The following is a 17,666-nucleotide window of genomic DNA, read 5'->3' as shown; positions in this document are numbered from 1 at the left end:
AAATATATTTCAACCTATGGACTTATCGGCCTCTTTTTCCATCTCAGCTATTCGGGCCACTGTTTTCACCAGTCGGTGATGGTTTTTAACAAAGGGATTTTCCCTATCCCAAACATAACCGGCCAAAACCGCACAAATCTGCGCCTTAATCACAGGATTGTCATTACTATCAAAGAAAATAGTTTGCAAATTGCCCGTATACCATTCTTTCACATAGGTTGCAAATACCTCTACACCCTGTTTCATATAATCAGAATACTCCGTTTCCCAATCCACCTTATCACCGGAAAGCTGTTTGGCTATCAATTTAGAAGCGACCAACGAAGATTCCGTAGCGAAGGTAACTCCTGATGAAAAAACAGGGTCCAAAAACTCGGCACTATTTCCCGTTAGGGCAAAACCTTCACCGTATAGTTTTTTGACCGATTTGGCGATATTTTTAATGACTACCGGCTCAAATTCATACTCAAGACCATCAAACCTATCAAAGTAATAATCGGACAACTTCATCATTTCTTGAAGTTTTTCGGTCTTGTTTCCAGAAAAAGAATCGATATAATCCGAAGGCCCTACAAAGCCAATACTCGTGAAACCATTGGAAAAAGGTATGACCCACAGCCAAGTATCTAAACTTACAATATCAAAAGTGATGATGGTACCTTCACGTCCCTCCGGCCTTTTGGTATCTTTTACATGGGTGAAAATGGATGAATGTCGGCCAATATCAGAAGGTTTGTCCAAATCCAAAAGCCTTGGCAAGACCCTACCATGGCCGCTGGAATCTATAATAAATTTCGCTTCAACGGCCGAAAGGCTTCCATCCTTGTCCTTTAAGGTAGTTATAGAATCGCTTCCTTTAAAATCAACTCCAACCACTTCCTGTTCAAAGGCGATATCAACCCCCCAACTTTCCAAAGTATCGGTAAGGGTTTTATCAAAATCGGCCCGTGGCACCTGCCAAGTCCAATCCCAACCCTCAGTAAACTTTTTGCTAAAATCGAAATTACAAATCTTCTCACCTCGCATAAACCGCGCTCCCGCCTTCACCTCAAAGTTCTTGGCTTTTAAAGCGTCCAACAGTCCAACTTCCTCAAAATGGTCCATACATCGAGGCAAAAGACTTTCCCCTATTACAAATCTGGGAAACTTACTTTTTTCCACCACTTTCACCTGGAGCCCTTGCTTGTGAAGATAAGCAGCAGAAACCGCCCCAGACGGTCCCGCCCCAATTATTAAAACATCTACTGATTGGTTTTGCATGTACACCTCTTTAAAAAAGAAACAGCTTCCGCTTAAATTTTCATTCAAGCCAGAACTACAATTTCATTCAATTCTCGAGTAAAAATACAATATTCCTTACCTAATTATTAGTAATTTGCATCTTGAATTATTTATTTTAGCCCTCCCGAAATACAAGAATCATAAGCGAACACCAACCAGAAAATGCCAGAAATAAAAGGAAAGTTAGGAATTGAAGAGTTCTATAGTGTTATTTTTGACAATGAACCCCTTTCCGTTAATGAAGAGGTCCTTGAGAACGTAAAAAACAGTTTTGATTTTTTAAAGGAGTTCTCCAAGAACAAAGTTATTTACGGTGTCAATACAGGTTTCGGCCCAATGGCACAGTATAAAATAAAAGATTCCGAAACGCTTCAGTCACAATACAACTTAATTCGTAGTCACGCATCAGGTAGCGGTAACCCTATTCCGGAAAAACATGTGAGGGCCGCAATGCTGGCCCGGCTCAACACCTTGAGTCTTGGTAATTCTGGAGTTCATGTTTCTGTCATGCAGACCATGACAGATTTGATCAACAAAAACATTACCCCGCTCATTTATGAACACGGAGGGGTTGGAGCTAGCGGGGATCTCGTACAATTGGCCCATTTAGCCTTGGTTTTGATTGGTGAGGGCGAAGTTTTTCACAAGGGAAAAAGGAGACCAACAGCGGAGGTTTATAAAGAGGAAAGTGTTGAGCCCATTAAAGTGGAGCTTCGTGAAGGCCTGGGCCTTATCAACGGTACCTCGGTTATGACCGGTATTGGAATTGTAAACGCCATTTACACCCGTAGACTTCTGGAATGGATGATTTCATGTTCCTCTGCTATTAACGAAATAATGCAAGCTTATGATGACCACCTGTCCGAAGAACTGAATTTCACTAAAATGCATAAAGGGCAGCGTGAAATTGCAAGGGCCATGCGAAGCCATTTAAAGGACAGCACACTAACAAGAAAAAGAGAACACCATCTTTATACGGACACCAATGGGCATGTTTCGGTTTTTGAGGAAAAAGTCCAAGAATACTATTCCATAAGATGTGTACCTCAAATCTTGGGGCCCGTACTGGATACCCTTAACGATGTACAACGCATACTTATTGAAGAAGTAAACTCCGCCAATGACAACCCTATTGTGGATGTTGATAAAAAGAACGTTTACCACGGCGGTAATTTTCACGGGGACTATGTTTCACTGGAAATGGACAAACTTAAGATTGTAGTCACCAAAATGAGTATGTTGGCAGAGCGCCAATTGAACTATTTAATGAACTCCAAATTAAATGACATCCTGCCCCCTTTCGTTAACCTAGGAACTTTAGGACTAAATTTTGGCATGCAAGGAGTACAGTTTACCGCCACCTCAACCACCGCAGAGAACCAAATGCTCTCCAACCCAATGTACGTTCATAGCATCCCCAATAACAACGACAATCAGGATATTGTCAGCATGGGTACCAATGCCGCTTTGATCACCAAAAAAGTGATTGAAAATGCCTTTGAAATTATTGCCATTGAAATGATTACAGTAGTACAGGCAATTGAGTATCTTAGTGTTCAAGATAAGGTATCTACGAAAACAAAAAACATGTATGATGCCGTCAGAAAAATAGTTCCCCCGTTCAAAGAGGATATGATTATGTATCCCTATGTTAACCAAGTGAAAGAATTTATCACTAACCATAGGAACAAGTAACTATAGAGCGGAAAGCAATTGACCCCTTGGTCTTTTTAAAGCAGCTATCATTCTTTTCGCCGCAATGGTTCGGTTCAAAAAAAGAAACAAGTTGTTATTTAAAATTTCTAACATCATGAAAACAAAGATTTTTTTACTGCTTCTGGCATTCAATTCGGTTATCATCTACGCCCAAGAACTTTCATTGGTACGGGAAGATGGAAAGTTCGGCTACATAGACAAAAAGGGAAATTATGTAATTGAACCCAAGTTTGACAATGCCAAAACGTTCTCCAATGGCTTGGCGGCCGCGATTAAGGACAAGCAATGGGGATACATTAAACCCAATGGTGACTGGGCGATAGAACCCAAATTTGAAAAGGTCAAGTATTTTGATTCAGGATATGCCATGGTTTCAGAAAATGGTGAGTGGCATTACATAGACAAAACAGGAAAGAAGTTGGATGTACCCGCCGCGGAAAAATATTACGATTTTGAAGATGGGGTGGCATTATATAGAAATGGGGACAAAATAGGATTACTTGGCACGAATGGAAAAGTTATCCTGGAGCCTACTTATGACGCTATTAAAAAATTCAGGAATGGACACGCCAAGATACAAAAAGGTGATTTGTGGGGAATGATCAATTCTAAAGGTAAAGTGGTTATACCCGTGGAATATGAAGAAATTGGCAACGAATATCATACCAATGGTGTGGAAGGAATGAAAGGTGGCTCTTACGGTATCATTGCCAATGGCAAATTCAACCCCATAGAAGGTGCGGACAAGGTTTGGGGTTTTTATGGAAACTCCAATTTAACCTATGCTAGAAAGGACAAAAAAATAGGTTTTGTAAACAACCAGGGAAAATGGGAAATAGAACCGCAATTTGATAAGGCACGAGCCTTTGTCAAAGGGTTGGCTCCCGTAGCGGAAGGCAAAAGCTGGGGCTACATAAATGAAAAGGGAGAAATGGTCATTGAAGCACAATATAGGGATGCAGAAGTATTCGCTGAAAATGGAATGGCCCCTGTAAAGCAGAAACAATGGGGCTTTATAGACACTTCCGGAAAAGAAATTATCCCGTTGGAATATGATATTACGGCAGGTCTGGCATTTTTGGCAGGAAATGATTCAAAAGGCTTCATCAATGGTCTCGCCAGGGTAAAAACCAAAAAAGGTTGGGGTTTCTTGGATAAAAACGGAAAATTACTGGCGGATAAATGGTTCCAAAATGCGGAGCCGTTCACATCTGTAGAGTAAGCTGTATAAATTTAAAATTGGGGATGAAAGAAGAAAAGGAGAAGTACGCTTTGGTAACAGGTGGGTCACGAGGAATAGGCCGTGCCATCTGTGTGCAATTGGCCAAAGATTTAGATTATAAAATCCTTATCAACTATAATAGCAATAGCGAAGCGGCGAAAGAAACACTTCAATTGGTGGAAGAAGCTGGTGGAAGCGGTGAGCTCATTCAATTCAACGTTACCGAAGCCAATAAGGTAAAAAGCGTTTTAGAAAACTGGCATGAGCAACATAAAAATGCGGTCATTGAGGTGCTAATCAATAATGCGGGCATTACCAAGGACGGTTTGTTCATGTGGATGCCAATGGAAGATTGGTCCAAGGTTATTGAGACCAGCCTTAACGGATTCTATAACGTTACCAACGCCCTCATCCAGAACCTACTGGTGAATAAATACGGTAGGATAATTAATATGGTTTCGGTTTCCGGACAAAAAGGCACCCCAGGGCAAACCAATTATTCCGCTGCCAAAGGTGCGGTAATTGGTGCTACAAAAGCCTTGGCACAAGAAGTGGCCAAAAGAAAAGTGACGGTAAATGCCGTAGCACCTGGTTTCATCAAAACGGACATGACCGAAGATTTGGATGAAAGGGAACTTAAAAAAATGATTCCTGCCAACAGATTTGGAACAGCAGAAGAAGTTGCCCATGTAGTTTCGTTTCTTGCATCCCATAAGTCAGGATACATTACCGGCGAAGTAATCAATATTAACGGCGGAATATATTCCTAGTACCCATCTATGATATCACACTGATAGTTAAGACCCTACCTCTTTGACAATTAACTATCAGTGTCTTTTTATATCTTAGAGCTTGGCAATTTTCGTATTAATAAACCGTTAAAAGCAAGAACTTTATTATATTAGGTTAGCATACCAACATCTACAGTGACAGAATGAGGAGAGTAGTAATTACGGGCATGGGCATTTATTCATGCATCGGAAAAAACCTAGAAGAAGTAAAAAAATCGCTATACGAAGGAAAATCCGGAATCATCTATGATCCCGAAAGAGCTTCTTTTGGCTACCGATCCCCGATAACAGGTTTTGTCGAGGAACCGGATTTAAAAAAACTACTTTCAAAAAGGCAACGCGTTAGCATGGGCCAAGAAGCTCAATACGCATATATGGCCACCATTGAAGCGCTACGAATGGCCAAAATAGATGAGGATTTCATGGAAAAAAATGAAATCGGAATTCTTTATGGCAATGACAGTACAGCAAAAGCAACTGTAGAATCTATAGACATCATCAGGGAAAAAGGAGATACAACGTTGGTAGGTTCAGGAGCCATTTTCAAGGCCATGAACTCCACGGTAACCATGAACCTATCTACTATTTTCAAATTAAAGGGAATTAATTTGTCCATAAGCGCAGCTTGCGCCAGTGGATCACACTCCGTTGGCCTAGCATATCATTTAATTAAAAGTGGCCTTCAAGATTGTATCATAGCCGGAGGTGCCCAAGAAATCAATAAAGAATCAATGGCTAGTTTTGACGGTCTGGGTGTATTTGCCGTTAATACGGAAAACCCTGAGGAGGCCTCCAAACCTTTTGATAAGGACAGAAATGGACTTGTGCCAAGTGGAGGTGGTGCTACGCTAATTGTAGAGAGTTATGAATCTGCTATAAAAAGAGGTGCTCCGATCCTCGCCGAAGTAGTGGGATACGGTTTTTCATCCAATGGCGACCATATTTCCACACCAAACGTAGATGGACCGGCAAGGGCAATGAAAAGAGCTCTGGAAGATGCCAATATGCAAGCCTCTGAGGTGGATTATGTAAATGCGCATGCCACCTCAACTCCCGTAGGTGATGCCAATGAGGCAAAGGCCATATATGATGTTTTTGGGGAAAGCAACCCACATGTAAGCTCCACTAAATCCATGACCGGCCACGAATGTTGGATGGCTGGAGCAAGCGAAATTGTGTACTCCCTAATTATGATGGAAAATTCGTTCATAGCCCCTAATATCAATCTTAAAAATCCGGATGAGGACTCTGAAAAATTAAACATTGTTAAGGAAACCTTAAATAAAAAAATTGATGTATTTTTGTCCAACTCATTCGGTTTTGGCGGAACGAATTCCGCTCTCATATTAAAAAAAGCGAGTAACTAATGACATTGACCAAGGAAGAAATTGTTGAGAAAATTAACTTATTTCTCATCGATGAATTTGAAGTAGATGAGGATGAGATCAAACCAGAAGCCAATCTAAAAGAAGCTTTGGACTTGGACAGCTTGGATTTTGTGGACCTTGTTGTTGCCGTAGAAAGCAATTTTGGTGTTAAATTGGTAGGGGAAGACTTTATAAACGTTCATACGTTGCAAAACTTTTACGACCTGATCGAGGCAAAATTGGCCTAACCAACCTTAAAGGCATCTCCTTATCTTAAAAGTCAAGAATTCTTGAACTTCTACTTACCTAAATACGCTAGAAAACCTATTTTTACGCCTAATCACCTTAAGCAGCGACCCTAAATGGCAGAATGGGAAGGACAATCTAGAGGCAATCTCCTAGGCTATAAGATATTTATCTTTCTATTAAAAAACTTAGGGATTGGTGTCGCATACTTTGTACTTAGGTTTGTAGCATTTTACTATTTCTTGTTTTCCTCAAAAAGCTCTCGCTGTATCTATCGCTATTTTAGGCTTAGATTGGGTTATTCTAAAACCAAAAGCGTTCTCAGTATTTATAAGAGCTACTATACCCTAGGTAGAATTCTCATAGACAGGGTAGCAATTTCTACGGGTCTCCGGGAAAAGTTCACCTATACCCATGACGGAATCGAATACATAGATAATCTTCTGAAAAAGAACCAAGGAGGCATTTTATTGAGCGGCCACGTAGGCAATTTTGAAATTGCACATTACTTTCTTGAAAACCGTTATAGTATCAATAAGATAAGCATGGTGACCACCAGGGATGAACAACAGAGCATTCTAGACTATATGGATAGTATTGTGGTTAAATCCCAGCTTGAATTCATCTTGGTAAAAGAAGACATGAGCCATATCTTTGAAATACATTCGGCTCTGGACAAGGGCGGTTTAGTGGTGTTTACCGGAGACAGGTATCTCCCGGGAACCAAAACTATGAGCAGCAAACTTTTGGGAAAGGAAGCAGAGTTTCCGTTGGGCCCTTACCTTTTGGCATCGAGACTTAATATGCCCGTATTGTTTGTCTATGTGATGAAGGAGACCAAGAAACATTATAGCCTTTACGCTAGACAGGCAGATTTTAAGGCAAGGGATGCACAGGGCCTGCTGGATGAGTACACACAAAGTATGGAGTGGATCATTAAAAAATACCCCCTGCAATGGTTCAATTTTTTTGATTTTTGGAACGAACTAGATAAGGAATGAAAGAAGTACTGATCGTTTACTACTCCCAAACAGGGCAACTTTTAGATATTTTAAAAAATATTGAAACCACTCTAAAAGGCGAAGAAATAAATATCTCCTACTATAAAATTACCCCATCTCAAGAGTACGGTTTTCCATGGAAAGCAGAGGATTTTTATGAGGTGTTTCCAGAATCTTTCTTACAGGTCCCTCAAGAATTGGAAAGACCGCCAGAAGAAATTTTGAGCAAAAAATATGATTTGGTCATTTTAGGCTACCAAGTTTGGTTCCTTACCCCTTCCCGCCCTATTAGTTCCTTTTTAAATTCAGAATCGGCAAAAAAATTACTTAATAATACGCCAGTAGTAACGCTTGTGGCCTGTAGAAATATGTGGATACAGGCGCAAGAAAAGGTGAAGCGCTTACTTAAAGAAACTGGAGCCCAATTAACGGGTCACATAGCCATGGTAGATCGCCACATCAACCATATAAGCGTAATCACCATTCAGCATTGGATGATGAAAGGGAAAAAAGATAGACTTTTTGGAATATTTCCCAAGCCTGGGGTTTCAGATGAGGAGATTGAAGGAGCTTCCAAATTTGGCACCCCCATTAAAAAAGCTTTGTTGTCCGGTAAGTTTAATGAATTACAGAACCAGTTATTGGCTTTGGATGCCGTAAAGGTAAACCCCTATTTGGTAAGAACCGATGAACGTGGCAATGTGCTCTTTTCCAAATGGGCGAACCAGATTATTAAAAAGGGAAAGGCCGGAAATCCTAAACGAACAAAATGGATTGGTTTGTTCAAATATTATTTGTTATTTGCCATCTGGGTCATAGCCCCTATAGTTTTTATCGTATTTTTGCTGACTTATTTGCCTATGACGGCCAAGAGGAGAAGGGAGAGAAAATACTATTCCTCCGTGGCTTTAAATGAATAATTGATGAAGGACGTTTACATTACCAGAATTTCCAAATTTTTACCGAATAAACCAGTAGACAATGACCAAATGGAGGAAAAACTGGGGGTCATTGATGGAAAAGCTTCCAAGGCAAGAAGAATTGTCCTAAGAAACAATCAAATAAAAACGAGATATTACGCTATTGATGATGAGGGTAAGACCACTCACAATAATGCGCAGCTGGCCGCAGCGGCGGTAGAGGGTCTTTGTGACGATGAATTTACAGTCCAAGATATTGAACTGTTATCCTGTGGTACCTCTAGCCCTGACCAGGTGCTTCCTTCCCACACCAGTATGGTACACGGTTTCCTTAAAAATAGGAACATGGAAATAAACTCGTCTTCTGGAGCCTGTTGTTCAGGTATGAACGCCCTTAAATACGGTTATTTATCCGTTAAAGCGGGAGAAACACAAAATGCTGCCTGCGCCGGCTCTGAAAGAACTTCCTCTTGGATGAAAGAGCGAATTTTTCAAAATGAGGTGGAACAATTAAAAGAACTGGAAGAGAGTCCTATATTAGCTTTTAACAAGGAGTTTCTAAGATGGATGCTATCCGATGGATCTGGAGCTGTGTTATTGGAAAGTGAGCCAAAAGGAAAGCAACCACTCAAAATCGAGTGGATGGACGGTTACTCATATGCCTTTGAAATGGAAACCTGCATGTATGCCGGTGCGGAAAAGGAAGAAAATGGCCAGTTGACACCCTGGAGTGAATTTCCGTCCGAAGAATGGGGAAAAAGGTCTTTGTTCGCCATGAAACAGGATACAAGGTTATTAGGTGATAATATCCTTAAAAAGGGAGTTCACAGTTTAAAAATGACCTACGAAAAGCACGGTATAGGTCCTGATGACGTAGATTACTATCTGCCACACATTTCATCCTATTATTTCAAGCAAGGCCTTTATGACGAAATGAAGGAGCAAGGTATAGAAATGCCTTGGAAAAAATGGTTCTTGAATCTTCAACAAGTAGGAAATATTGGAGCTGCTTCCATTTACGTTATGTTAGAGGAATTAGTCGCTTCCGGACAATTAAAAAAGGGTGATAAAATTCTTTTCCATGTTCCGGAGAGTGCTAGATTTTCATATATGTATGCCTATTTAACTGTCTGTTAATGGCAGAAACAAATGACCATATTGCCTCTGGCGATTTCTTATTATCGCTAATACCTCAAAAATCACCATTTGTAATGGTAGATTCTTTAGTTGAGTATGCAGATAAAAAAATTGTATCAAACTTTACCATAGGTCCTACCAACATTTTGGCAGAAGAAGATTTTTTCTCTGCTGCCGGACTTATCGAAAATATGGCACAAACGATTGCCCTACATACAGGATACAAATATTACTTACTAGAAAAACCGGCACCAACAGGGTACATTGGAGCTATTAAGAAAGCAGAAATTTTCCATTTACCTAGAAATTCACAAAAGTTGGTAACTACTGTTGAAATTCTTCATGATATTATGGATGTGACCTTGGTAAAAGCACAGGTAGAATGTGATGGTAGGATTATCGCCAATAGTGAAATGAAAACGGCCTTGGCCAAATAGAATGAAAAAGGCCAGGTACGATATCAACATAAAGAATTTTTTACCCCATAGGCCTCCCATGCTTATGGCTACGGTGACCCCATATCTTGACGAGGACTCTGTAATTACCCATTACGAAATTACTGAGGACTGCATTTTTATCAATTCAAAAGGATATTTAGCCGAGGCGGGACTTATTGAAAATGCTGCCCAAGCAAGTACTGCCATTGTAGGCCAAAGTTATTTTGATGATGAGGATCTTGAAGGGTCTGGCAATAAGCTTGTAGGCTACATTAGTGCCATTAAAAAAGTTGAAATAAAAAAACTTCCAAAGGTCAACGAGTTATTGGTTACCAAGGCCAAACTCATCTCCAGATTTGACACTGGCACCATGAGTGTATGCACGATTACCTCCTCGACTTTTACAAATGATGATTTAATCGTAGATTGTACCTTTAATTTTTTAATCCACGAAGTTTAGTCAGTGTGCCGGTTATAGCAACATTGAAATCCCCTAAAAAGCTTAGTTAAAATATTGTTTACTTCGCTACTATGAAAAAGAAAGAGGTACCCCAGGACAAAAGTCAGCTTCAAAAAGCCAACATTAAAGACATGGTGTATGCAGTTGATGAAAATGGCAATTATGTTACCGAATTAAGTACTGGTTGGGAACCAAAAACTATTGCTTTGGACAATGCCATAAAGGAAATTGAAGAACGTGTAGAGGAAGCAAAGCAACGTGTAATCGAGAAGAAGACCAGCCCCATTGAATATTACATGGAGCTCCATAAGATGGATGTACCCATTCTGGCAAGTTATGTTGGGCTATGGCAGTGGAGAGTAAAACGTCACTTTAAACCTTCGGTCTTTAAAAAATTATCAACCAAAACACTTCAAAAATATGCCAATGTTTTTGAGATTGGCATTGACGAATTAAAGCACATTAAAGATCAATAAATGCAAATAGACTTTACCCACAAGCAATCGGCACATTGCGAAAACGGTGTGGTTTCCAACCTTATGCGCCATAATGGTTTTGAAGTAAGCGAACCCATGGTATTTGGCATTGGCTCCGGACTCCTATTTAGTTATTTGCCATTCATAAAGGTCAATTACGCACCTGTTTTCACCTATAGGGTCATGCCCGGCCTGGTTTTTAATAGGTTTGCCAAACGAGTTGGGGTAAAGGTAAAAAGGGAAAAGTTCAAAGATCCCAAAAAAGCCAAGGAAAGATTGGACCATAATTTGAACAATAACAACCCGGTAGGACTTCAAGTTGGGGTATACAACCTTATATACTTTCCGGATGAGTATCGTTTTCATTTCAACGCCCATAATATGGTGGTCTATGGAAAGGAAAACGGCAATTACCTTATTAGCGACCCTGTAATGGAAGGTGTTACCACCTTAACGGAAAAACAACTTGAAAAAGTACGCTTTGCCAAAGGAGCTTTCGCCCCAAAGGGCCATATCTATTATCCTACCTCATTTCCCCAAAAACTGGAATTGGAAACAGCCATTGTAAAGGGCATAAAGCACACGTGTAGAGATATGCTCGCCCCTGCACCCATAGTTGGTGTTAGGGCCATGCGCTGGGTGGCCAAGAATATTAAAAAATGGCCCAAAAAGCTCGGCCCAAAAAAAGCCAACCATTATTTAGGCCAAATTGTACGGATGCAAGAGGAAATTGGCACTGGTGGCGGTGGATTCAGATACATTTATGCTGCTTTTCTTCAAGAAGCCAGTGATGTACTTAAAAATGAAAAACTAAAGGATTTCTCTAAGGAAATGACCCAAATTGGAGACGCTTGGCGTGATTTTGCCTTGGAAGCATCCCGAATCTACAAGAACAGGAGCGGCCAATTAGAGAACTATGATTCCATTTCCGATCAATTAATGTCCATTGCCCAAAGGGAAGAGGCCTTTTTTAAAGCCCTACGTAAAGCCGTATGATTCAAATAAACCAGCTCTCAAAAAAATATAAGAATGCCGAAAGGTTTTCGGTTCATAATTTGGACCTGGTTATTAATGAAGGTGAGGTCTTTGGAATTTTAGGACCCAATGGGGCAGGAAAAACCACCCTGATTTCTATGTTGAGCTCCCTGCTCAAACCCACATCAGGATCCTTCACCATAGATGGACTAAGTTATCAGGGGCAAATGTCCCGATTAAAACAAATGATCGGTATTGTTCCTCAAGAATACGCCCTCTACCCTACACTCACAGCGTTTGAAAACCTCAAGTATTTTGGGAGCATGTATGGGTTAAGTGGTACGGTGCTCACCCAAAAAATAAATGAACATCTTGATATTTTGGGCCTTAAACCTTTCTCCCATAAGAAAATAAAAACCTTCTCCGGAGGTATGAAAAGACGCATCAATCTAATTGCCGGAATATTGCATCAACCCAAAGTCCTTTTTTTGGATGAACCCACCGTAGGAGTTGATGTACAGTCTAAAAACGCCATTATGAGCTTTTTGAAAGAATTGAACAAAAATGGCACCACCATCCTGTACACCAGCCATCACTTAAATGAAGCGGAAGAATTTTGTTCTAGAATTGCCATAATAGACCTTGGTACTATTATATGCAAAGGAAAACCGGAAGAATTGATAAGGAAAGAACCGGAAGCCAAAAACTTGGAAGAGGTATTTTTGGCAAAAACAGGAAAAGCTTTAAGGGATTATGCATAAACTTTGGGCTTCTGCAACAAAAGAGTTCTTATTGCTCACTAGGGATTTTGGTGGGCTGGCCATTTTATTTTTAATGCCACTGCTTTTGGTGATTACCATCACCACCATTCAAGATGGTACTTTCAAAACACTGAAGGAATCAAAAATTCCCATTTTATTGGTTGATAAGGATAAGGGAAGTGTTTCCGAACAAATCAGGGAAAATATGGCCGCGGCCCAACAGTTTGAAATTGTACCCCAAGAAAATGAAAGAAAGGCACAACAACTCGTCCAAAACGGCGATTATCAGCTGGCAATTGTAATTCCCGAAAATCTCTCGTCTGCCTTAAACCGTAAAGTACTGGAGAATGTGGAGGGTATCCTTAGCAAATTCAATGGAAATGATGCCGAAGCCATTCAAACGTCCGCAAATAGCAAGAAAGAAGTAAAGTTATATTTTGACCCGGCTACCCAGCTTTCTTTTAGAAACTCTATCAAGAGCGGCATTAACCAAATGGTATCCAAAATAGAAACCGAATCTATCTATAAGGCGTTCCAAGAAGAACTTACAGATGACCCTACGGAGGAAATTTTTGACACCCAACCCTTTATAACTTTTTCTGAAATTGCTCCCGGCGATGTTCCTGATAAATCTGCCATTCCAAATTCTACACAACACAATATACCGGCTTGGACCTTATTTGCCATCTTTTTTATCATCCTGCCCCTCTCCATAAATATGGTGAATGAAAAGAACTTGGGCACTTTTGTTCGATTGCGTACCAATCCTGTTTCCTACGGAACGGTTTTGGGAGGAAAAACAATAGTTTTTCTAACGGTAGCCCTCATACAATTTGCGCTCATGTTACTAGTGGGCGTTTTTCTGTTCCCTATTTTGGGCCTTCCCGAGTTATCGGTTGCCGGAAAACTGCCTATGTTATTTTTTGTTGCCTTTTTTGCCGGTCTGGCAGCGGTGGGACTAGGACTTTTATTGGGTACAGTAGCTAAATCTCAAGAACAATCGGCACCATTTGGGGCAACCTTTGTAGTTATTTTGGCCGCCTTGGGCGGGGTGTGGGTGCCCGTTTTTGCCATGCCAAAATTCATGCAAGCTTTATCGAATGTATCTCCTATGAATTGGGGTTTGAGCGCTTTTTATGATGTATTCCTAAGAAATGTTGGAATATTGGAGTTGCTTCCCGAAATCGCTTTGTTATTTTTGTTCTTTCTTATAACCACAGGAATAGCCATATTTTACAATGAGAGACAAATTGCCGTCTAATAAAACCCCGGACTTAAGTTTAACATCCGAGGTACGCATTCGATTTTCAGAATGCGACCCCTTAGGCATTGTATGGCATGGTAACTATATTCAGTATTTTGAAGATGGCAGGGAAGCCTTTGGTAGACACCATGGCATATCTTATTTAGACCAAAAAAGCCATAATTTTTCTACTCCCATAGTTTCTTCAAAATGTGAACATAAACTTCCCTTGGAATATGGGGATATCGCAAAAATTAAAACAACCTATATTGATTCTGCCGCTGCCAAGATGATATTTAAATATGAATTGCTGAATCCTTCTGGAAAAGTAGTTTGCACCGGTGAGACTGTACAGGTTTTTGTGGCGTTGGGCGGAGAACTTTCCCTTACCCTACCGGATTTTTTCAGGGAATGGAAAATAAAAGTTGGTCTGCTGGATGAGTAATCCCATTATATCATACAACAACATCATTTCCTCTCTGGGTTTCAACAGCCAAGAGGTAGTGGAACAAATTGCCCAAGGTAAAACCGGATTACGTTCCATAACCAAACCCACTATTCTTGAAAAACCGTTTATCAGCTCCATGGTGGACCCAGAAAAGCTGAAAGCAGCCTACCGAAAAATCGCTCCTACATCGCCCCACACCCGTTTGGAGCAAATGATGCTGGTTAGCCTATCTGATACTATCCAAAAAGCAAATATAAAATTGAGCGGGCGCGTAGGGTTGATCATATCCACCACTAAGGGAAATATAGACGTGCTTGACAACAAAAACCCTTTTTCACGTGAAAGGGCGTATCTAAGTAAATTAGCGTTAGAAATTGGAAACTTTTTCGGTTTTACAACAGAACCAATAGTAGTATCCAACGCCTGTGTTTCCGGAGTATTGGCCTTATCTATTGCAAAGAGATTGGTAAACGGCCAAAAATTTGACCACATTTTTGTAGTTGCGGGAGACCTGGTGACAAAATTCATCATTTCTGGCTTCAATGCTTTTCAAGCCTTAAGTGACGAACCCTGCAGACCGTACTGCAAGACCAGGACAGGAATCAATATTGGGGAGGTAGCTACCAGCGTTTTGGTAACCAAACACCATTCGTTGGCAATTGAGGAATCAGTAGAAATTGTAGGTGATGCTTCCTGTAACGATGCCAATCATATTTCTGGCCCCTCTAGAACGGGGGAAGGTCTTTACCGTAGTGTTCAATCCGCCCTTAAAGAAGCCAAGCTAAATGCTAGTGAAATAGACTACATATCCGCACACGGTACGGCCACCCAATACAACGATGAAATGGAGTCTATTGCCTTTAACCGTTGTGGTATGCAAGAAACACCCATTAACAGTTTAAAAGGATATTTTGGTCATACCCTTGGCGCTTCGGGACTTCTGGAAACTATTATAGGAATGCATTCTCTTAAAAGAAATACCCTTTTTCCTTCCGTAGGATTCCGAGAATTAGGAGTTTCGCATTCATTGAACATTATTCAGAAACCAAAAGAAACACCCCTAAACATATTTTTAAAGACGGCATCAGGATTTGGAGGTTCCAACACGGCAGCTATCTTTAAAAAGATATAGTGCTATATGAGCTTCTAAAAATTTAACATTTGTTTTCTATTTGAGTCTCAATGCCTAAATTTACCCTTCACATAGATTATTACTTATAATGGCCAAAAAACCCATTAAGGCTATCAAAGCGCTTGAAGAAGCCCAAAAGATTGCTTTTGCCCCCTTTATATTTCAAACTACGGTCTCTTTAAGGAAACTTGGTGTTTTGGACTATATTTTTGAGCACTCAAGAGAGGGGAAGACCTCCCTAGAAAATCTTGCCATGGCATTGAATTTAACGGAATATGGCTTAAGTGTTTTGCTCGAAGTTGCAGAAAGCTCGGATATCGTTTCTCAAGATGAAAACGGAAATTATGACCTCACTAAAATTGGGTATTTCCTGAATTATAACAAAATGACCGAGGCCAATCTAAATTTCACCCAAGACGTTTGCTACCAAGGACTCTACCATCTACCAGAAGCCATAGAAACAGGCAAACCTGCCGGCTTAAAGGAGTTGGGTAATTGGCCTACCGTATATGAAGGTCTTTCACAATTACCGGAAAGAGTGCAGCAATCTTGGTTCGCCTTTGATCATTTTTATTCCGATGAGATTTTTGGCGAAGCCCTACCCTTGGTCTTTAGACGTAAACCAAAGACCCTTTTCGATATTGGTGGGAACACCGGTAAATTTGCCGTTCTTTGTGCCAATTTTGACCCAGAAGTGCATATTAAAATTTTCGATTTGCCCGGACAATTGAAAAAAGCACTGGCCAATACTAAAAACAACGGATTGGAAAATAGGGTTACAGGACAGGAAATTGACTGGCTGTCATCAAACCCGACCATTCCCGCTGGGGCGGATACCATTTGGATGAGTCAATTTTTAGACTGTTTTTCCAAAGAGGAAATACTCAACATTTTGAAAACCTGTGTAAATTCTATGGATGATAATACAGAACTTATTATCATAGAAACATTTACGGACAGGCAAAAATTTGCGAATGCCCGTTTTACATTGGAAGCCACTTCTTTATACTTCACCGCAATGGCCAACGGAAATAGCAAAATGTACAAAGCTGTAGAATTTATAGATTTAATTTATAAGGCCGGACTAACACTTACAGAAGACTTGGCCATTGGTGAATTTCATACCATGTTGGTCTGCAAAAAGAACTAATCATTTCTTGAACAAGAATAATTTCATACAAGGCTATTGCCGTATTAAGGATAACACCGTCCTAAAAAACGAGGAACTCCTATTTTCCGAGGACACCTCTACGCTTAATGAATTTTTGAAACTCGCTTATCAACATTTTAAAACGGATTATTCCAAATTCTTTAAAATGGACAGACTTAGCAAACTGGGGTTTCTTTGTGCCGATGTACTTCTCAACAGCCTTAAGGAAAACAATCTGTTTCAAGAAAATACGGCAATAGTTCTAGCCAACAAAAGCGCCAGTTTAGATACCGATAGAAAATATCAAAAATCCATTGAGGACGCTGACAATTATTTTCCCAGTCCCGCCGTTTTTGTTTACACTTTGCCTAACATTTGTATGGGCGAAATTAGCATTAGGCATAAACTGTATTCTGAAAATAGTTTTTTTATCTTTGACGCATTTAATGCGGACTATTTATGGGAATATACCAATAGTCTTTTACAGAATAAAAAGGCTGATTCTGTTTTATGTGGATGGGTAGATGTAGATGAAGACTCTTACGAAGCGTTTTTATATGTGGTTTCCGCTAACGGAAACCTCAATCATACAAAAGAAGAAATAACTAGATTATATTTTACCAATGAGTGAGTTAAAACAAGAGCTGAAGGAGAAAATCATAGAGCAATTAAACCTTGAAGACGTTGCCGTAGATGAAATTCAGGATAATGACCTGCTCTTTGGCGAAGGTTTGGGGCTAGATTCCATAGATGCCCTGGAATTGATCGTAATGTTGGATAAGGATTACGGGATTAAATTGGCCGACCCAAAGGAGGGAAGGAAAATTTTTGAATCGGTTCAAACCATGGCCGCTTACATAGAAGCCAACAGGAGCAGATAAAAACTTTCACGGCTAAAAAGTT

Annotated in this window: 20 protein-coding genes; 19 read left to right on the top strand and 1 reads right to left on the bottom strand. The window is 40.2% G+C overall.

The window, feature by feature from the left end; genetic code table 11:
• Positions 1 to 9 precede the first annotated feature (9 nt).
• Positions 10 to 1,260 (bottom strand): NAD(P)/FAD-dependent oxidoreductase, encoded by a 1,251-nt coding sequence (locus tag BIZ36_RS12510; RefSeq protein WP_187458251.1) that lies wholly within the window; start codon positions 1,258 to 1,260, stop codon positions 10 to 12.
• A 183-nt stretch (positions 1,261 to 1,443) separates the two neighbouring features.
• On the opposite strand from BIZ36_RS12510, the gene flxA reads away from it, so the two are divergent.
• The 19 genes from flxA to BIZ36_RS12415 all read left to right on the top strand — a co-directional run bounded on the left by flxA (position 1,444) and on the right by BIZ36_RS12415 (position 17,644).
• Complete coding sequence (flxA, locus tag BIZ36_RS12505; RefSeq protein WP_187458250.1) at positions 1,444 to 2,976, top strand: flexirubin biosynthesis tyrosine ammonia-lyase FlxA; 1,533 nt, start codon at positions 1,444 to 1,446, stop codon at positions 2,974 to 2,976.
• A 115-nt stretch (positions 2,977 to 3,091) separates the two neighbouring features.
• A complete protein-coding gene (locus BIZ36_RS12500; protein WP_187458249.1) occupies positions 3,092 to 4,219 on the top strand; it encodes a WG repeat-containing protein in 1,128 nt (375 codons plus the stop codon).
• A gap of 23 nt (positions 4,220 to 4,242) precedes the next feature.
• Complete coding sequence (gene flxB / locus BIZ36_RS12495; RefSeq protein WP_187458248.1) at positions 4,243 to 4,989, top strand: flexirubin biosynthesis SDR family reductase FlxB; 747 nt, start codon at positions 4,243 to 4,245, stop codon at positions 4,987 to 4,989.
• A gap of 164 nt (positions 4,990 to 5,153) precedes the next feature.
• Positions 5,154 to 6,377, top strand: a complete 1,224-nt coding sequence (locus tag BIZ36_RS12490; RefSeq protein ID WP_187458247.1) for a beta-ketoacyl-[acyl-carrier-protein] synthase family protein — start codon at positions 5,154 to 5,156, stop codon at positions 6,375 to 6,377.
• The gene (locus BIZ36_RS12485; protein WP_286174736.1) at positions 6,377 to 6,625 is read left to right on the top strand and encodes an acyl carrier protein; all 249 of its coding nucleotides are present in this window, start codon (positions 6,377 to 6,379) and stop codon (positions 6,623 to 6,625) included. Before BIZ36_RS12490 ends, BIZ36_RS12485 begins: the two co-directional genes overlap by 1 nt.
• Positions 6,626 to 6,739: 114 nt before the next feature.
• On the top strand, positions 6,740 to 7,624 hold the full coding sequence (locus tag BIZ36_RS12480) for a lysophospholipid acyltransferase family protein (RefSeq protein ID WP_187458246.1): 885 nt from the start codon (positions 6,740 to 6,742) through the stop codon (positions 7,622 to 7,624).
• Positions 7,621 to 8,544: a flavodoxin family protein gene (locus BIZ36_RS12475; protein WP_187458245.1), complete on the top strand. Its 924-nt coding sequence runs from the start codon at positions 7,621 to 7,623 to the stop codon at positions 8,542 to 8,544. The genes BIZ36_RS12480 and BIZ36_RS12475 overlap by 4 nt, the downstream gene beginning before the upstream one ends.
• A gap of 3 nt (positions 8,545 to 8,547) precedes the next feature.
• Positions 8,548 to 9,681, top strand: a complete 1,134-nt coding sequence (gene darB, locus BIZ36_RS12470; RefSeq protein ID WP_187458244.1) for a dialkylresorcinol biosynthesis protein DarB — start codon at positions 8,548 to 8,550, stop codon at positions 9,679 to 9,681.
• Positions 9,681 to 10,118 (top strand): hotdog family protein, encoded by a 438-nt coding sequence (locus BIZ36_RS12465; RefSeq protein WP_187458243.1) that lies wholly within the window; start codon positions 9,681 to 9,683, stop codon positions 10,116 to 10,118. Before darB ends, BIZ36_RS12465 begins: the two co-directional genes overlap by 1 nt.
• 1 nt (position 10,119) lies before the next feature.
• Positions 10,120 to 10,578 carry a hotdog family protein gene (locus BIZ36_RS12460; protein WP_187458242.1) on the top strand — a complete coding sequence of 153 codons (459 nt, stop codon included), beginning with the start codon at positions 10,120 to 10,122 and terminating at the stop codon, positions 10,576 to 10,578.
• Positions 10,579 to 10,649: 71 nt separating this feature from the next.
• On the top strand, positions 10,650 to 11,054 hold the full coding sequence (gene DarG, locus BIZ36_RS12455; RefSeq protein ID WP_187458241.1) for a flexirubin biosynthesis protein DarG: 405 nt from the start codon (positions 10,650 to 10,652) through the stop codon (positions 11,052 to 11,054).
• Positions 11,055 to 12,050, top strand: coding sequence for a BtrH-related acyltransferase DarH (darH, locus tag BIZ36_RS12450; protein WP_187458240.1), 996 nt, complete (start codon positions 11,055 to 11,057; stop codon positions 12,048 to 12,050).
• Entirely contained in the window at positions 12,047 to 12,790 is a 744-nt protein-coding gene (locus tag BIZ36_RS12445) for an ABC transporter ATP-binding protein (RefSeq protein ID WP_187458239.1), read from the top strand. Before darH ends, BIZ36_RS12445 begins: the two co-directional genes overlap by 4 nt.
• On the top strand, positions 12,783 to 14,051 hold the full coding sequence (locus tag BIZ36_RS12440; RefSeq protein WP_187458238.1) for an ABC transporter permease: 1,269 nt from the start codon (positions 12,783 to 12,785) through the stop codon (positions 14,049 to 14,051). The genes BIZ36_RS12445 and BIZ36_RS12440 overlap by 8 nt, the downstream gene beginning before the upstream one ends.
• Positions 14,029 to 14,478, top strand: coding sequence for an acyl-CoA thioesterase (locus BIZ36_RS12435; RefSeq protein WP_187458237.1), 450 nt, complete (start codon positions 14,029 to 14,031; stop codon positions 14,476 to 14,478). The genes BIZ36_RS12440 and BIZ36_RS12435 overlap by 23 nt, the downstream gene beginning before the upstream one ends.
• Positions 14,471 to 15,613, top strand: a complete 1,143-nt coding sequence (locus BIZ36_RS12430) for a beta-ketoacyl synthase N-terminal-like domain-containing protein (RefSeq protein WP_187458236.1) — start codon at positions 14,471 to 14,473, stop codon at positions 15,611 to 15,613. Before BIZ36_RS12435 ends, BIZ36_RS12430 begins: the two co-directional genes overlap by 8 nt.
• Before the next feature lie 88 nt (positions 15,614 to 15,701).
• On the top strand, positions 15,702 to 16,763 hold the full coding sequence (locus BIZ36_RS12425; protein ID WP_187458235.1) for a methyltransferase: 1,062 nt from the start codon (positions 15,702 to 15,704) through the stop codon (positions 16,761 to 16,763).
• A gap of 7 nt (positions 16,764 to 16,770) precedes the next feature.
• Positions 16,771 to 17,394 (top strand): 3-oxoacyl-ACP synthase, encoded by a 624-nt coding sequence (locus BIZ36_RS12420; RefSeq protein WP_187458234.1) that lies wholly within the window; start codon positions 16,771 to 16,773, stop codon positions 17,392 to 17,394.
• Complete coding sequence (locus BIZ36_RS12415; RefSeq protein WP_187458233.1) at positions 17,387 to 17,644, top strand: phosphopantetheine-binding protein; 258 nt, start codon at positions 17,387 to 17,389, stop codon at positions 17,642 to 17,644. The genes BIZ36_RS12420 and BIZ36_RS12415 overlap by 8 nt, the downstream gene beginning before the upstream one ends.
• The last annotated feature ends 22 nt before the right edge of the window (positions 17,645 to 17,666 follow it).

It is taken from the genome of Cytophaga sp. FL35, from assembly GCF_014349235.1.
Lineage (GTDB): Bacteria > Bacteroidota > Bacteroidia > Flavobacteriales > Flavobacteriaceae > Euzebyella.
This window is presented reverse-complemented; position numbering and strand designations above follow the sequence as displayed.

Excerpts from the sequence above, each read along its gene's own strand:
- BIZ36_RS12475 (WP_187458245.1), top strand. The coding sequence starts at position 7,621 with ATGAAAGAAGTACTGATCGTTTACTACTCCCAAACAGGGCAACTTTTA.
- DarG (WP_187458241.1), top strand. The coding sequence starts at position 10,650 with ATGAAAAAGAAAGAGGTACCCCAGGACAAAAGTCAGCTTCAAAAAGCC.
- BIZ36_RS12500 (WP_187458249.1), top strand. The coding sequence starts at position 3,092 with ATGAAAACAAAGATTTTTTTACTGCTTCTGGCATTCAATTCGGTTATC.
- BIZ36_RS12425 (WP_187458235.1), top strand. The coding sequence starts at position 15,702 with ATGGCCAAAAAACCCATTAAGGCTATCAAAGCGCTTGAAGAAGCCCAA.
- BIZ36_RS12490 (WP_187458247.1), top strand. The coding sequence starts at position 5,154 with ATGAGGAGAGTAGTAATTACGGGCATGGGCATTTATTCATGCATCGGA.
- BIZ36_RS12415 (WP_187458233.1), top strand. The coding sequence starts at position 17,387 with ATGAGTGAGTTAAAACAAGAGCTGAAGGAGAAAATCATAGAGCAATTA.
- BIZ36_RS12465 (WP_187458243.1), top strand. The coding sequence starts at position 9,681 with ATGGCAGAAACAAATGACCATATTGCCTCTGGCGATTTCTTATTATCG.
- BIZ36_RS12460 (WP_187458242.1), top strand. The coding sequence starts at position 10,120 with ATGAAAAAGGCCAGGTACGATATCAACATAAAGAATTTTTTACCCCAT.
- darH (WP_187458240.1), top strand. The coding sequence starts at position 11,055 with ATGCAAATAGACTTTACCCACAAGCAATCGGCACATTGCGAAAACGGT.
- flxB (WP_187458248.1), top strand. The coding sequence starts at position 4,243 with ATGAAAGAAGAAAAGGAGAAGTACGCTTTGGTAACAGGTGGGTCACGA.
- BIZ36_RS12485 (WP_286174736.1), top strand. The coding sequence starts at position 6,377 with ATGACATTGACCAAGGAAGAAATTGTTGAGAAAATTAACTTATTTCTC.
- BIZ36_RS12435 (WP_187458237.1), top strand. The coding sequence starts at position 14,029 with ATGAGAGACAAATTGCCGTCTAATAAAACCCCGGACTTAAGTTTAACA.
- flxA (WP_187458250.1), top strand. The coding sequence starts at position 1,444 with ATGCCAGAAATAAAAGGAAAGTTAGGAATTGAAGAGTTCTATAGTGTT.
- BIZ36_RS12430 (WP_187458236.1), top strand. The coding sequence starts at position 14,471 with ATGAGTAATCCCATTATATCATACAACAACATCATTTCCTCTCTGGGT.
- BIZ36_RS12480 (WP_187458246.1), top strand. The coding sequence starts at position 6,740 with ATGGCAGAATGGGAAGGACAATCTAGAGGCAATCTCCTAGGCTATAAG.
- darB (WP_187458244.1), top strand. The coding sequence starts at position 8,548 with ATGAAGGACGTTTACATTACCAGAATTTCCAAATTTTTACCGAATAAA.
- BIZ36_RS12510 (WP_187458251.1), bottom strand. The coding sequence starts at position 1,260 with ATGCAAAACCAATCAGTAGATGTTTTAATAATTGGGGCGGGACCGTCT.
- BIZ36_RS12440 (WP_187458238.1), top strand. The coding sequence starts at position 12,783 with ATGCATAAACTTTGGGCTTCTGCAACAAAAGAGTTCTTATTGCTCACT.
- BIZ36_RS12445 (WP_187458239.1), top strand. The coding sequence starts at position 12,047 with ATGATTCAAATAAACCAGCTCTCAAAAAAATATAAGAATGCCGAAAGG.